Origin of the sequence: Arthrobacter sp. CG_A4 (assembly GCF_035985125.1) — a bacterium.
Classification (GTDB): domain Bacteria; phylum Actinomycetota; class Actinomycetes; order Actinomycetales; family Micrococcaceae; genus Arthrobacter.
The window spans coordinates 99,247-112,365 of record NZ_JAXCID010000004.1 but is presented as its reverse complement, the minus strand read 5'-3'; the positions used below and the strand labels follow the sequence as shown (position 1 = coordinate 112,365).

Sequence of the window (13,119 nt, the reverse complement as noted above, 5' to 3'; positions counted from 1 at the left end):
TGTGCTGAACGGTCACCCAGCCGGGCGGGACCACGGCGACACGGGGCGCGGCTGGAGGACACCGCCCACCGTCAGGTCCACCCGTTCGTTGAAGAAACATATCAGGCCATGGATCTGGGCGGCGTCCACGAAGCGCCTGTCGTAGCTCCAGGCGACGTCTAGGCCGCCCTCAGAGCCGGGATAGGTCCAGTAGCCGGCCTGGCCCTTGTATGGGCAGACACTCCGCTTCGGGCTCTCCTTCATAAGATCCAGCCGCACGTCCGCCGGCGGCAGGTAGTAGCGGACCGGGAGCATCGTCTCGTACAGGAGCTGTGCGCCGTTCGTGCGGGCCAGCGTGACGCCGTCGAGCGCCACCTCCACCTCCACGGAAGAGGCCCGGATATCGACGCGGTGGAAAGGGTCGCGGGGGTGGCCGATGATCTCCTCGTCATCCTCAAGCCAGCCGAAGGCGCCAAAATCCAGGACCACATAGCCGGCAAGGTCCGGGTCTTCGGGGCGGAAGGCGGCCCGTGACGCGGTAGCCCCAGCCATTACGACGTCGAGCTCCTCGCCGGCGGTGGTGTGCTTTCCAAAGCCGGTGCCGGGGTCGAACGACGTCGGCGCGGCGCCCTGCCGCACGGCGAAGGGATGCGCCTCGACGGGCGCCGCCGGGCGTTCCGGAACGGCGAGGTGCGCCTGCAGTTCCTGCTCCGGCACGGCGAAGATCGGGGTGATCCGGTGCGGTTCCCAGATGAGGTAGGCGTGCAGGGTGTCGACGACGGTGTTCCCGCCGAGGCTCGCACGGATTCGCTTGGCGGTGGGTTCGTAGCGGAGTCGGGGAAAAGTCCCGAGGATTACCTCGGATAGTCTCGTAGCCATGTTCCAAGAGTGGACGCGGGCCCGAGCGACGTCAATGCGGGCCCGCGGGACGTGGGGGAGCGCGTCAGCCGGGGACGTGGAGGCCGTTGAACGCCATCGTGATGATGTCGTCCGCCAGCTTCTCCGGAGACAGTGAGCCGCCGGGCTTGTACCACTCGACGATCGAGTTGATGGTGCCGAAGAGAAGCCGGGTAACGGTGCGGGGGTCGATGTCCTGGCGGAGTGAGCCCTCGTCGCGGGCGGCGGAAATCAGGGCAGCGACCTTGTGGTCGAAGGTCCGCCGGCGGGCCATCGCGTCCCGCTCGATCTCGGTGTTGCCGCGCAGGCGCAGCAGCAGCGTGACGAAAGGGAGCCGATCCACGAGGACCGAAATGGTCTCCCGGAGGACGAACTCCAGCCGGGCCTCGGCGGTGCAGGACAGTGCGCGGGGCTGATCCAGGATGGCCTCGAGGCCGCCCAGGGCATGGTCCAGTGCGAGCTTCAGGAGATCGCCCTTGGACGGCACATGGTGGTAGATCGCGGACTTGGAGATGCCCAGGTTCTCGGCAAGGATGCCCATGGACGTGGCGTCGTAACCGTGGCGGTTGAAAACGTCGACGGCGATCAGCAGTACCGACTGCTGGTCATAGCCGGGACGGCCGCGCTTGGTGGTGGTTGCTGGGGTGGGCATACTCGCTAGTTTCTCACGATCAGGAGGTTGGCCGGCCCCGGACAGCCGGCCCCGGGGGGAGAACGGCCCGGCCCCGGCCGGCCGGCCCGGACGAAACGCGGCTAGGCCCTGGGCCGCAGGTCGTAGATCCTGCGGAGCTTGCCGTTGGAGCGCTCCAGGGTGCCGGGCTCCACAACATCCACGGCGCAGGACGACCCCACCTGGATCTTGATCTGCTGCTGCAGCACCTTCGCAGCCGCCGTGGCGCCGTCGATGGTGACGGACTCCCGGCGTTCGATCTTCACGGTGAGCTGGTCCATGCGCTGGCCCTCGGGGCGGGTGAGTTCCAGCTGGAAGTGCGGGCTCAGTTCCGGGATCCGCAAGGCAATTTCCTCGATCTGCGACGGAAACAGGTTCACCCCGCGCAGGATGATCATGTCGTCGCTGCGGCCGGTGATGCGGCCCATGCGGCGGTGCGCCGGGCGGGCGGTGCCGGGCAGCAGGCGGGTGAGGTCCTTGGTGCGGTACCGGATGATCGGCAGCGCTTCCTTGGTGAGCGAGGTGAAGACCAGTTCGCCGGGTTCGCCGTCGCGCAGGACTGAGTCCACGCCGATGGCGGGGTTGAAGGCATCGATGATTTCCGGCCGGAAGTGGTCCTCCCAGATGTGGCTGCCGTCCTGCGTCTCTACGGCTTCGCCGGCAACGCCGGGGCCCATGACCTCGGACAGGCCGTAGATGTCGCAGGCCTTGATGTTCATCATGACCTCGAGCTCGTGGCGCATTTCCTCGGTCCACGGCTCGGCGCCCAGGACGGCGTACTTGAGCGAGGTGGAGGCCGGGTCGATGCCCTGCTTGACCATAGCGTCGGCGATGGTCAGGAGGTAGGTGGGGGTGGCCAGGATGGCGTCCGGCTTGAAGTCCTGGATGAGGGTGATCTGGCGTTCGGTCTGGCCGCCGGAGATCGGGATGACGGTGCAGCCCAGCGCCTCGGCGCCGGCGTGGGCGCCCATGCCGCCGGTGAACAGGCCGTAGCCGTAGGCGTTGTGGACCTTCATTCCCGGGCGGACACCGGAGGCGCGCAGCGAGCGGGCCACGAGCTTGGCCCAATCGGCGAGGTCCTTCTTGGTGTAGCCCACCACTGTGGCGCGGCCTGTGGTGCCGGAGCTGGCGTGGATCCGGGCGACCTCGTTCTGCGGCACCGCGAACATGCCGAAGGGGTATTCCAGCCGGAGGTCTTCCTTGGTGGTGAAGGGAAACCTGGCCAGGTCGGAGAGCTCGCGGAGGTCCGTGGGGTGGACGCCGGCGTCGTCGAATTTGCGCTTGTACAGGGGAACACGGTCATAGGCGTAGGCGACGGTGTGCTGCAGGCGGCTGAGCTGCAGCACCTCGAGCTCGTCGCGGGAGATGGTTTCTTCGCGGTCCAGGACGGCATCACTGGTGGCTGCGACGGTTTCTTGGGTCATCTGGGGTTCCCTGTTTCTATTTCTTGGAGATGGTGCGGCTGCGGCCGCGGAACTCGGCGATGAGTTCGCCCGGGAGGGTGTCGGCGGGGAGTTCGCCCGGGAGGGTGTCGGCGGGGAGTTCACCCGGGAGGGTGGTTGGGGGAGTCGCGGCTGCTGTCGCCTTGCCGACGCCGGACGACGCCGGGGCGGACGGGGTGCCGGGATCGGCGGCATAGATCTGAACGTCGTACAGGCCGCTTCGCCCGGAGCTGGCGCGGCGGTTGGCGACGGCGGTGAGGACCTGGCCCCGGAACGCCGGCCCGATGAAGTTGATATCCACGCCGGATGCGACGGTGATGGTGCCTGTGGTGAACCCGGGTTCTGGGGTGGCAGGGTTGCAGGCCAGCGCGAAGGCGGTGTCGCCGAAGGCGAAGATCATTCCGCCGTGCGCCATGCCGAAGCCGTTGAGCATTTCCTGCCGGAGCGCCATGCGGATGGTGGCGTGTCCGTCGTCGAGCGCCACTACTTCGATACCCATCCACTCCGAGGCGTAGTCGCCTTTGAGGATGGGGTGGGTGTCACCGGAAACCGTCAGTTCAGCCATGCGTCATTGCCTCCAGCTTTATTTACCGAATGTTCATTAGGTAATCCCATTTGGGTGCCTTCTGTCAAGGGCCGGTGGGCTGATGAAGCTGCGCCCGGACCCGGGGAAGCCGCCGGAAAACAGCCGAAAAGCGGGCGAAAACCACGCCGGAAGCGGGCTGCTCCGGAAGAGAAAGTAGGCTGGGAGTGAAGCAGCACCACTTCACAGCAAAGGGCGGGTCATGGCCAAAGGAATCTACGTCAGCGCGACTACACCGGGCTCCGGCAAGTCACTCATAGCCCTGGGCCTGGCGGACACCCTGCACCGGCATGCGGACCGGATCGGCTTCTTCAAACCGGTGGTCAACGGCCATGACGTCTCCTCGGATCCGATGGTGGCGCTGATGAAGGCCCGCTTCGACCTGGACGATGACCGCTGCCGCGGCGGCCTGACCTTCGCCGAAGTCCGCAGCCTGCTTGCTGAGGGAAAACGCGGGGAGGTCGACTCCCGCTGTGTGGAGATCTTCGCGGAGATGGCCCGGCACTGCGACGTGGTGATCGTGGAGGGGACCGATCTGACCGGCCAGGATGCCGCCGTCGAATTCGATCTCAATGCCCGGCTGGCGAACAACCTTGCCGCCCCGGTGGTCGCCGTCGTCGGCGCGAAGGGCCGCACCGTCGCGGAGACCGCCGACGCCGTCGAGGTGGCCCGCAAGGAACTGCTCGCCGAGCGCTGCACGCTGCTGGCCATCATGGTCAACCGCGTTGATCCGGACGATCTGGCGGCGATCGCTGCGGCGGTCCGGCCCGGCGCCTCCGGCCGCCCCGTGTACGTTCTGCCGGAGCTGGAGGCGATCGCCCGGCCCACCACCGGCGAAGTGGCCGCCGCCCTGGGCATCGGCCAGGTGGCCGGGCTGCCGGACCTGGAGCGCGATGTGCACTCGGTCAAGGTGGCTGCCATGAATGTGGCCAACTTCCTGCATGTGCTCGACGACGGCGCCCTGGTGATCGTTCCGGGCGACCGGGCCGACGTGCTGGTGGCGTGCCTCGCCTCGTCGTTCTCGCCTGAATTCCCGGTTCCGTCCGCGCTGATCCTGACCGGCGGCCTGGCCCCGGATCCCACCATCTATTCCCTGCTGGCACAGGCGCCGTTCCCGATCTTCGCCGCCCCGGAGGACACCTACATCACCGCCAAGCGGGTCTCCGAGGTTCGCAGCGAGATCTGGTCCGGGCACCGCCGGAAGGTGGCTTCCGCCCTGGGCCTGTGGGCCAAGCGGGTGGACGAGGCGGAGCTGCTGGAACGCCTGCATCTGCCGCTGCCGGAGCGGATGACGCCGCTGCGTTTCCTGCACGAGCTGATCGAGCGGGCCAGGTCCGACCGCCGGCACATCGTCCTGCCGGAGGGCACGGACGTGCGGATCCTGCGCGCCGCCGAGATCCTGCACCGCCGGGACGTCTGCGAACTCACCGTGCTGGGCCGCGAGGCCGATGTCCGCGAACTCGCAGCCACGCAGGGCATCGACCTCAACGGCATCAGGATCGTGGACCCGGCCACCTCGGAGCTGCGGCAGGGCTTTGCCCAAAAGTACGCGGAGCTACGGGCACACAAGGGCGTGGACCTGGCCAAGGCTCTCGAGGTCATGCAGGACGAGAGCTACTTCGGCACCATGATGGTCCAGCTGGGGGTGGTGGACGGCATGGTCTCCGGCGCCGCGCACACCACGGCCCACACCATCCGGCCGGCGCTGGAATTCGTCAAGACCCGCGAGGGCGCCAAGATCGTCTCCTCGGTGTTCCTGATGCTCATGCCGGACCGGGTGCTGGTCTACGGCGACTGCGCGGTGAATCCTGAGCCCAATGTGGAGCAGCTCGCGGACATTGCGCTGGCCTCGGCGGAAACCGCCGCCCAGTTCGGCGTCGAGCCGCGGGTCGCGATGCTCTCCTACTCCACCGGCGGCTCAGGCGCCGGGCAGGCCGTGGACGCGGTCCGCCAGGCAACCGAGCTGGTGCGGCACCGGCGCCCGGACCTGGCGGTGGAAGGCCCCATCCAGTACGACGCCGCCGTCGACGCCGCGATCGCCGAGTCCAAGATGCCGGGCTCCTCCGTGGCCGGGCAGGCGACGGTGTTCATCTTCCCGGACCTGAACACCGGCAACAACACCTACAAGGCGGTCCAGCAGTCCTCCGGTGCGGTGGCCGTCGGGCCCGTGCTGCAAGGGCTGCGCAAACCGGTGAACGACCTCTCCCGCGGCTGCACCGTGGAGGACATCGTGAACACCGTGGCCATCACCGCGATCCAGGCCCAGTCCACCGAGCCCGCCGCCGAGCCGGCGCCTGGCACCGAGCCGGCGCCTGCGGCGGCCCATGCATAGTCAGCCGCCGCCCAGTCCGCGGCTGCCCATGCCTAGTCAGCCGTTTTCCGGTCAGCTGTTTTCCGGCTTCGCCGGGCTCTCGGGATCTTCCTGCTGGGCGGGCTCATCGGCTAGGCCCTCCGGTGTGAGATCCAGGTCCTCCAGATTCGCGGGGGCCTCGGCGGCCTCTCCGGTCTCGGCAGCCTTGAGGTCCCCGGTGTCGTCCAAGGCCGGGTTGGCGCCCTCGACGCCGGTGGGATCCGGCTTCCCGGACCCGCTGGCCGGCTCGGTGCCCTCTGGCTGCGTTGCGTTGTCTGTCATGGAAATCCCTATGTGAGTTGTCCAGCTGGTCCGCTGACTCTATGCGCCCGCCGCGGCTTTCGCAACGGATTAGCGGCCTTGTCGGCCCGACTATTTATAGTGGTTCCCAGGGAGCGCTCCGCCAGGCTCCGGCGTGATTCCAGTCCCGACGCACCCTCAGGGGTCAGCGCAGAAGCCAAGGCGTAGGAGGCCCCATGCTCGTGCTCGTTATCAACTCAGGCTCGTCCTCGCTCAAGTACCAGGTCCGCGACGTCGAGGCCGGCAGCGTGCTCGCCGAAGGGCTGGTCGAGAAGATCGGGACGGGAAGCGGCGGCGGCGGCCGCGACGGTGAAATCGAGGGCCCGCGGGACCATGCGGAGGCATTGGAACAGATCGACGAAGCCATCCACGCGGCGCTGGGAGGGCGCGCCCTCGACGCCGTCGGGCATCGTGTGGTGCACGGCGGGGAGCGCTTCGCCGAGCCGGTGCTGGTCAACAACGAGATCATCCGCGCGATCGAGCGGCTGAACCCGCTGGCGCCGCTGCACAACCCGGCCGCCGTGCTGGGCCTGCGCGCGATCGCGAAGAAGTGGCCGGAACTGCCGCAAGTGGCCGTCTTCGACACCGCCTTCCACCGCACGCTGCCCGAGTATGCCTGGCGCTACGCGATCCCGGACGAGCTCTACGCCAACCACGGGATCCGCCGCTACGGCTTCCACGGCACCTCGCACGAGTACGTCGCACACCGGGCCGCGGCCCTGCTGGATATTCCGTTGGCGGAGTTCGACGCCGTCATCGCCCACCTGGGCAACGGTGCCTCCGTCACGGCAATCCGCGGTGGGGAATCCGTGGACACCTCGATGGGCTTCACCCCGCTGGAGGGCCTGGTCATGGGCACCCGCTCGGGCGATCTGGACCCGTCCATCCTCGTCTTCCTCGGCCGGGCAGGCTGGTCACCGGAGGACCTTGATTCGATGCTCAACCGCCGGTCCGGACTCAAGGGCCTCGCCGGGAACAACGACATGCGCTCGGTGGTGGAGGCCGCGGAGGCCGGCGACGCCAAGGCGGGCATGGCCCTGGCCGTGGCCTCCTACCGGCTCGCGAAGTACATCGGCGGCTACCACGTGGCTGTCGGCGGGGCGAAGGCACTCGTGTTCACCGCCGGGATCGGCGAGAACTCGCACCAGTTCCGCACCCTCGTGGCGGAGCGGCTGGGCGCCCTGGGCGTGCAGCTCGACGCCGGGCTGAACCGTGAGCGGTCCAAGGAACCCCGGGTGGTGTCCGGCCCGTCGTCGGCCATCCCCGTGCTCGTGGTGCCCACTGACGAGGAACGCGCGATCGCCGAGGCGACGGCCGCCGTCGTGAATCACCCGTCGATTGCTCCGTAACCGCCCTTTTGACGGCTCAAAAGGGCGTCTACGGAGCAGTCGATGGGTAGCGTTGGGGCCATGACGGAATCCAAGCCCTTCCCGCCGCTCCCCCTTCGCACCGAGCGGCTGGTCCTGCGCCGTTTCGAGGCCGCGGACCTGGACACTTTCCACGCCTACCATTCGCTGCCGGAGACCGCCCGCTTCCTGCCGGGAGAGGCGAAGAGCTACACCAAGTCCATGGAGTCCGTGGGCAAGTACGCCAACTTCGTCTTCGAGAAGGAGGGTGACTGGGTCTGCCTGGCCATCGAGGCCGCGGATGCCCCTGGGCTGCTCGGCGAGGTGGTGCTTAAATGGCTGCCCGGCCCCGGACAGGGCGAGATCGGCTGGAGTCTTGCCCCGGCAGCGCGCGGGCGGGGCATCGGCACCGAAGCGGCCGGGGCCCTGCTGAAGCTTGGGTTCGAGGAGCTGGGCTTCCACCGGATCAACGCCAAGCTCGACGCGCTGAATACCGCCTCCGCGGCTCTGTGCGAACGCCTCGGCATGCGGCAAGAGTCCAACCAGGTGGACAAGTGGCATTACAAGGGCCGGTGGGCCACCGAAGTGGTCTACGCACTCCTCGCGGGGGAATGGAGGTCCCGGCAGCCTGATTAGCGGCCCGGCAGCCCAGCGGTTCGGCAAAGATGGCCGGATCGGGGGGCATTCCGGCCATCTTTGGCGAACGGGCGTGCTCACCCGGCGACCAGCCCAGCGGCGGCGGCTACCTGTTCCTGGGGTTGGCCATCCCCTGGGCTCCGGCATGACGCTCCCGCCCACTTGTTCCCGCACGCACCGCACCGGCCCGGCCCATCGGTTGCTCCGTAGCGGCCCTTTTGAGCCCTCACAAGGTCCGTTACGGAGCAGTCGATCGCCCAGCCCGGTTCGGGCACCGAATAACTGGGCAGGGGCGTCGTCACCCGGGGAGCAGGGACGCTCGCAGCGACCCCGCCGCCACTGAGCATGCTCAGTGGCGGGGCTTTGTGGAGGCGGGCAGCGGGAGTCGTCCACATCATCCGCAAGGACGGATGGGCGTCCCGGCAGCCCTCATTGGACTCAACGATTCGCCAAAGATGGCCGCTATGGGAGGTGCCATGGCGGCCATTTTGGGCGAATGAGCGCACGCAGACGGCACCAGGCCAGCTCTCCCCGGACGATTAGCCACGGGATGCGTCCGGAACAGGACCAAGTGCGACCAGTGACGGGTGGGCGCCGCCGACGCCGGCGGCTTTACCGTCCAGCAGGTTGCGGGTGCCATGGCCAAAGTACCGGGCCACCCGCTCTCCGACGGCGGCTGCCGTCGTCGGAGGATTGGAAGGCGACGGTGGTCGGGCCGGCCCGGATCATGCGGCCGATGACCGTTCCGTAGAGGTAAACATCCTGGGCCTCAGGCACGGTCCTTGCCTTCCCGGAAGCCGAGCTCGATGCCGAGCTTCTCCATGACGCCGAAGAACTGGTCGTTGAGGACCTTGGGCTTGCCGGTCTCAAGTTCAGAGAGGTAGCGCTGGCTAACGCCGAGCCGGCTGGCCAGTTCGCGTTGGGACAGCCCAATGCGGTGGCGGATGCCGTAGACCATCAGGCCCAGATCGGACATAGAGTTCATCACGCCGTGCAAAAGACCCTCCTGATGAGCTATTCGTAATAGCCGCGGTCTGACTACCCTTTCGTAATCTTACCAGCGTGATTACGAATACGTAATGGCGCATTTGGTTGCCGCGGAACCCGCCCGCCCGCCCGCCCGCCACGGAGCATGCTCAGCGGTGGGGTTGATGGTTGGGCATGGACAGATCCTTCGGGCCATGGAGACCGGTGATGCGGCCACGATGTCAATGATTCGCCAAGAATGGCCGCCATGGAGCGCTCATAGCGGCCATCTGCGGCGAACGGGTGAACCGGCGATCCACCCGTTCCCGGGCGCGGGGCGAACCAGCGGGGACCATCGATTGCTCCGTATCGGCCCTAATGAGGGTCCAAAAGGGCGGTTGTGGAGCAATCGATCGAGGAGGCGCCCTACTTGCGCCCTACTTGACCCCGGCCCCCGGCAGCAGCTCCGTCGCGCCCAGGGAGTCGGCGACGAAGGCGTAGTCCCAGGCCCGTTCCTTCCACTGCACGTACCGGCCGGAGGCGCCGCCGTGGCCGCCTTCCATCTCGATTTTCATCACTATTGGCTCGCTGCCGGTATTCAGTTCGCGCAGCTGCTGCACCCATTTGGCGGGCTCCACGTAGAGGACCCGCGTGTCATTCAACGAGGTCACCGCGGCAATCCTGGGGTAGGCCACCTCGCGAACGTTTTCGTACGGGGTGTAGGACTTCATGTATGCGTAGACCTCCGGGTCGGTGATGGGGTTGCCCCATTCCTCCCACTCCAGCGCAGAGAGCGGCAGCTCGGGATCCAGGATGGTGGTCAGGGCATCCACGAACGGGACGGCCGCGACAATCGCCGCGTACTTCTCGGGCGCGAGGTTGGCGACGACGCCCATCAGCAGGCCGCCGGCGGAACCGCCCATCGCCGCGATCCGCGCCGGGTCCACCCAGCCGGACTGCGCCAGCCAGTCGGTGGCCGCGATGAAGTCCGTGAAGGTGTTCTTCTTGTGCAGCTTCTTTCCGGTGTCATACCAGTGCCGGCCGAGCTCGCCGCCGCCGCGGATATGGGCGATCACGAACACGATGCCCCGGTCCAGCAGGGACAGCCGGGGGATACCGAAGCCCGGATCCATGCTGAGCTCGTAGGAGCCGTAGCCGTATACCAGGCCCGCCGACGCCGAGTCGCGCACCACCGAGGCATGCCGCAGCACGGACAGCGGGATCCGGGTCCCGTCCGCGGCCACGGCCCATTCGCGGGTGGCCACGTAGTCCGACGGCGAGTAGCCGCCCAGCACGGGGCTTTCCTTGCGCAGCAGCAGTTCGCCGGCAGGCTGCTCCGCCGTCGGCAGCACAAAGTCGTACACCCGCGACGGCGTGAAGTAGGAGGTGTAGCCCATCCGGATCACGGGGGCCCCGTAGTCGGATCCGGCGACGCCCGCGGTGTAGAGCTCCTCGTCGAACGCCGGTTCCACGGCGGCGGCCTGCAAAGAGGTGCCGAGTCCGGCCAGCGGCAGGAACTGGACGCGTTCGATCGTGTCCTTGCGCACAGAGACCACCAGATGCGTGGACGTGACGCCGGCGCCGTTGACCCGCACCTCGTCGGAGTGCTCGACGACGGTGGTCCAGTGCTGCTCGGCCAGCGGCCTGGTGAGCTCGGCCGGGTCCACCAGCGAGACCATGGAGTTGATGGCGTCCTTGTTGTGGCTTAGCAGGATGCGTTCTTTGGGGGTTCCGGAGCCGTCATCAAGCAGGAACGGCTCGGCCTCGTAGAGGATGCGTTCCGCCCGGGAGATCACAGTGCTCAGCCCGGCGTCGGGCGCGTCGAAACGCAGCAGTCGGGTCTCGCTGAACTCCGAGCAGCCGATGCCCAGGACCAGGTGGCGCCGGTCGGCGGAGAGCTCGAAGCCTAGCCACATGGCGACGTCGTCCTCCTGATAGATGACCTCGTCCGCGCTGACCGGGGTGCCCAGCACGTGGGATTTCACCTGGTACGGGCGCCAGGAATCGTCCACCACGGTGTAGAAGATCCGGCTGCCGTCGGGGGAGAAGGAGATGCCGTAGAAGACGTTCTCGATCACGTCCGGCAGCAGTTCGCCTGTGCGCGTATCCTTGATACGCAGCGTGAACCGCTCGTCTCCGGCGTTGTCCACGGCGTAGGCGTAGAGCGTCCCGTCGATGGTCACGGCGCCGCCGCCGATGGCGAAGAATGGCTTGCCCGCTGCCTCGACGTTCCCGTCCAGCAGGATTTCCTCACCCGGAATTGCGACGCCGGAGTCGACGCCGGTGTCGACGGCGGGGGGCGTCCAGTCCGCCACGCGGTCCCCGGTGTCCCGGGCGCGGAGGCGGCACTGGATGCCGTATTCCTGGCCCTCCACCGAGCGGGTGTAGTACCACCAGCCGTCCTTGCGGTTGGGGACGGAGAGGTCCGTCTCCTGGGTGCGGCCCTTGATTTCCTGGAAGATGGCCTCGCGCAGCGGCTCCTGATGGGCGGTCACCGCCTCCTGGTAGGCGTTTTCGGCCGTGAGCAGGTCCACCACTTCCGCCGATTCCTTGTTGCGCAGCCACTCGTAGTTGTCCTCGAACGAGTCGCCGTGGTGCGCGCGGATGGTGGGAATCTTTTTGGCCACGGGCGGCTGTACGGGCGGCTGGGCGGGAGGCTGCGCGGAAGAGTGCAGGGAAGGCTGCGCGGGAATCTGGGTCATGGACCCAATCTACCGGCAGGCGCGCGGGCGCACGGTTCCCGTTCCGCGGCAGGCGCGCCGGCGCGGGGTTCCGCGGCAGGCCCGCGGCCGGGACCGCCGACCGCCGCGCCCCGTTCCGCGGCTGGGACCGCCGGGCCTCAGTTCCCGTTCTGCAGGTTGTTGGCCGCCACATAGTCGCCAAGTGTGCCCGAGGCGAGCGCGGCGGCCACCGCGGCGGTGGCGCCCGGGTCCTGCAGGACGATCGACTGGCCGTCGCGGCTGGTGCCGGTGCCGGCCGTGGGAAGCGTGAAGAACACGCCGCTGCCGGGAGCGGTGGTGCGCAGGCTGAAGGCGAGCCGCTCCAGGGTTTCCAGGGTAAGCCCGGGATCCACGGTGACGTGCGGCAGGACCGTCGTGACCAGTTGCCGGGCCGTGGTGCGGTCCGCCAGTACGCCCTCGGAGGCGACCTTGGCCAGCACGGACTTCAGGAAGATCTGCTGGTTCCGGACGCGCTGGTAGTCGCCGTCGGCAAAGGCTTTGCGCTCGCGGACGAAGTCCAGGGCCAGGGCGCCGTTGAGCCGGTTCACACCCGGCGGGAAGTAGTGCAGGGACTCAATGGTGCCCGTGAACGGCCGCGTCACATCGACGTCGATTCCGCCGACGGCGTCCGTCAGGGCGGCAAAGCCCTCGAAATCGACCACGACGGTGTGGTCGATCCGGGTGCCGAACAGGGCCTCCACCGCCCGGGTCTGCAGCGGGACCCCGCCCTCCTCGAGTCCGGCGTTGACCTTGGCCGGGCCGCGCCCCGGGACGTCCACCCACAGGTCCCGCATGATGGAGATGCCGTAGAGGCTCTGCCGGTCCGCCGGGAGATGGATGAGGACCAGCGCGTCGCCGCGTTGGTCAGAGACATTGCCGGCGGCCGCGTCCGCCCGCGCGTTCACGCGGCTGTCGCTGCCCACCAGCAGGATGTTGAGAGCGACGGCGGGGGGATCCGGCGTCGGCGTCGGCGTGGGGGGCGGTGCGGCCGGCGTCGTGGCCGGTGCGGGGACGGACGTCTCGACCGGAGCTGCGGTCTCGGCCTTCGGACGGGACGCGATGTATGCTGCGGCCGCGACGGCGATCAGCAGCAAAGCAGCCACCACCGCCGCGATCACGGTACGACGGCGGCGCTCGCCAACCGGCCCGCCGGGCCGCGGGGCTGGTGAATGTGGTCCTGCTGAATCCGGCGTCGTTCCCATGGGCGGACGCTATCACCCCACAGCGCGG

At 68.2% G+C, this 13,119-nt stretch carries 11 protein-coding genes; 3 read left to right on the top strand and 8 right to left on the bottom strand.

Annotated elements, in window-relative coordinates:
• Window positions 1-12 precede the first annotated feature (12 nt).
• From RCH07_RS03220 to RCH07_RS03205, 4 genes are all read right to left on the bottom strand, one after another.
• Window positions 13-858: a DUF427 domain-containing protein gene (locus RCH07_RS03220; RefSeq protein WP_326966024.1), complete on the bottom strand. Its 846-nt coding sequence runs from the start codon at window positions 856-858 to the stop codon at window positions 13-15.
• Between the two features lie 64 nt (window positions 859-922).
• On the bottom strand, window positions 923-1,528 hold the full coding sequence (locus RCH07_RS03215; RefSeq protein ID WP_326966023.1) for a TetR/AcrR family transcriptional regulator: 606 nt from the start codon (window positions 1,526-1,528) through the stop codon (window positions 923-925).
• Between the two features lie 101 nt (window positions 1,529-1,629).
• On the bottom strand, window positions 1,630-2,970 hold the full coding sequence (gene paaK / locus RCH07_RS03210) for a phenylacetate--CoA ligase PaaK (protein ID WP_326966022.1): 1,341 nt from the start codon (window positions 2,968-2,970) through the stop codon (window positions 1,630-1,632).
• Window positions 2,971-2,986: 16 nt separating this feature from the next.
• Complete coding sequence (locus RCH07_RS03205) at window positions 2,987-3,553, bottom strand: hotdog fold thioesterase (RefSeq protein WP_326966021.1); 567 nt, start codon at window positions 3,551-3,553, stop codon at window positions 2,987-2,989.
• A 220-nt stretch (window positions 3,554-3,773) separates the two neighbouring features.
• On the opposite strand from RCH07_RS03205, the gene pta reads away from it, so the two are divergent.
• Complete coding sequence (gene pta / locus RCH07_RS03200; protein ID WP_326966020.1) at window positions 3,774-5,903, top strand: phosphate acetyltransferase; 2,130 nt, start codon at window positions 3,774-3,776, stop codon at window positions 5,901-5,903.
• A 51-nt stretch (window positions 5,904-5,954) separates the two neighbouring features.
• Here pta and RCH07_RS03195 read toward each other — a convergent pair whose 3' ends face one another.
• On the bottom strand, window positions 5,955-6,203 hold the full coding sequence (locus tag RCH07_RS03195; RefSeq protein WP_326966019.1) for a hypothetical protein: 249 nt from the start codon (window positions 6,201-6,203) through the stop codon (window positions 5,955-5,957).
• Between the two features lie 194 nt (window positions 6,204-6,397).
• Between RCH07_RS03195 and RCH07_RS03190 the strand changes: the two genes are divergently transcribed.
• Both RCH07_RS03190 and RCH07_RS03185 read left to right on the top strand, forming a co-directional pair.
• Window positions 6,398-7,570: an acetate kinase gene (locus RCH07_RS03190; protein ID WP_326966018.1), complete on the top strand. Its 1,173-nt coding sequence runs from the start codon at window positions 6,398-6,400 to the stop codon at window positions 7,568-7,570.
• Between the two features lie 60 nt (window positions 7,571-7,630).
• Window positions 7,631-8,203, top strand: a complete 573-nt coding sequence (locus RCH07_RS03185) for a GNAT family N-acetyltransferase (protein WP_326966017.1) — start codon at window positions 7,631-7,633, stop codon at window positions 8,201-8,203.
• Between the two features lie 769 nt (window positions 8,204-8,972).
• On the opposite strand, the gene RCH07_RS03180 is transcribed toward RCH07_RS03185, so the two are convergent.
• The 3 genes from RCH07_RS03180 to RCH07_RS03170 all read right to left on the bottom strand — a co-directional run bounded on the left by RCH07_RS03180 (window position 8,973) and on the right by RCH07_RS03170 (window position 13,091).
• On the bottom strand, window positions 8,973-9,188 hold the full coding sequence (locus RCH07_RS03180) for a helix-turn-helix domain-containing protein (protein WP_326966052.1): 216 nt from the start codon (window positions 9,186-9,188) through the stop codon (window positions 8,973-8,975).
• Between the two features lie 418 nt (window positions 9,189-9,606).
• Window positions 9,607-11,871 carry a S9 family peptidase gene (locus RCH07_RS03175; RefSeq protein ID WP_326966016.1) on the bottom strand — a complete coding sequence of 755 codons (2,265 nt, stop codon included), beginning with the start codon at window positions 11,869-11,871 and terminating at the stop codon, window positions 9,607-9,609.
• A 137-nt stretch (window positions 11,872-12,008) separates the two neighbouring features.
• Window positions 12,009-13,091, bottom strand: a complete 1,083-nt coding sequence (locus RCH07_RS03170; protein WP_326966015.1) for an LCP family protein — start codon at window positions 13,089-13,091, stop codon at window positions 12,009-12,011.
• Between the last annotated feature and the right edge of the window lie 28 nt (window positions 13,092-13,119).

Excerpts from the sequence above, each read along its gene's own strand:
- RCH07_RS03190 (WP_326966018.1), top strand. The coding sequence starts at position 6,398 with ATGCTCGTGCTCGTTATCAACTCAGGCTCGTCCTCGCTCAAGTACCAG.
- RCH07_RS03185 (WP_326966017.1), top strand. The coding sequence starts at position 7,631 with ATGACGGAATCCAAGCCCTTCCCGCCGCTCCCCCTTCGCACCGAGCGG.
- RCH07_RS03180 (WP_326966052.1), bottom strand. The coding sequence starts at position 9,188 with ATGAACTCTATGTCCGATCTGGGCCTGATGGTCTACGGCATCCGCCAC.
- RCH07_RS03195 (WP_326966019.1), bottom strand. The coding sequence starts at position 6,203 with ATGACAGACAACGCAACGCAGCCAGAGGGCACCGAGCCGGCCAGCGGG.
- RCH07_RS03205 (WP_326966021.1), bottom strand. The coding sequence starts at position 3,553 with ATGGCTGAACTGACGGTTTCCGGTGACACCCACCCCATCCTCAAAGGC.
- RCH07_RS03220 (WP_326966024.1), bottom strand. The coding sequence starts at position 858 with ATGGCTACGAGACTATCCGAGGTAATCCTCGGGACTTTTCCCCGACTC.
- paaK (WP_326966022.1), bottom strand. The coding sequence starts at position 2,970 with ATGACCCAAGAAACCGTCGCAGCCACCAGTGATGCCGTCCTGGACCGC.
- RCH07_RS03215 (WP_326966023.1), bottom strand. The coding sequence starts at position 1,528 with ATGCCCACCCCAGCAACCACCACCAAGCGCGGCCGTCCCGGCTATGAC.
- RCH07_RS03170 (WP_326966015.1), bottom strand. The coding sequence starts at position 13,091 with ATGGGAACGACGCCGGATTCAGCAGGACCACATTCACCAGCCCCGCGG.
- pta (WP_326966020.1), top strand. The coding sequence starts at position 3,774 with ATGGCCAAAGGAATCTACGTCAGCGCGACTACACCGGGCTCCGGCAAG.
- RCH07_RS03175 (WP_326966016.1), bottom strand. The coding sequence starts at position 11,871 with ATGACCCAGATTCCCGCGCAGCCTTCCCTGCACTCTTCCGCGCAGCCT.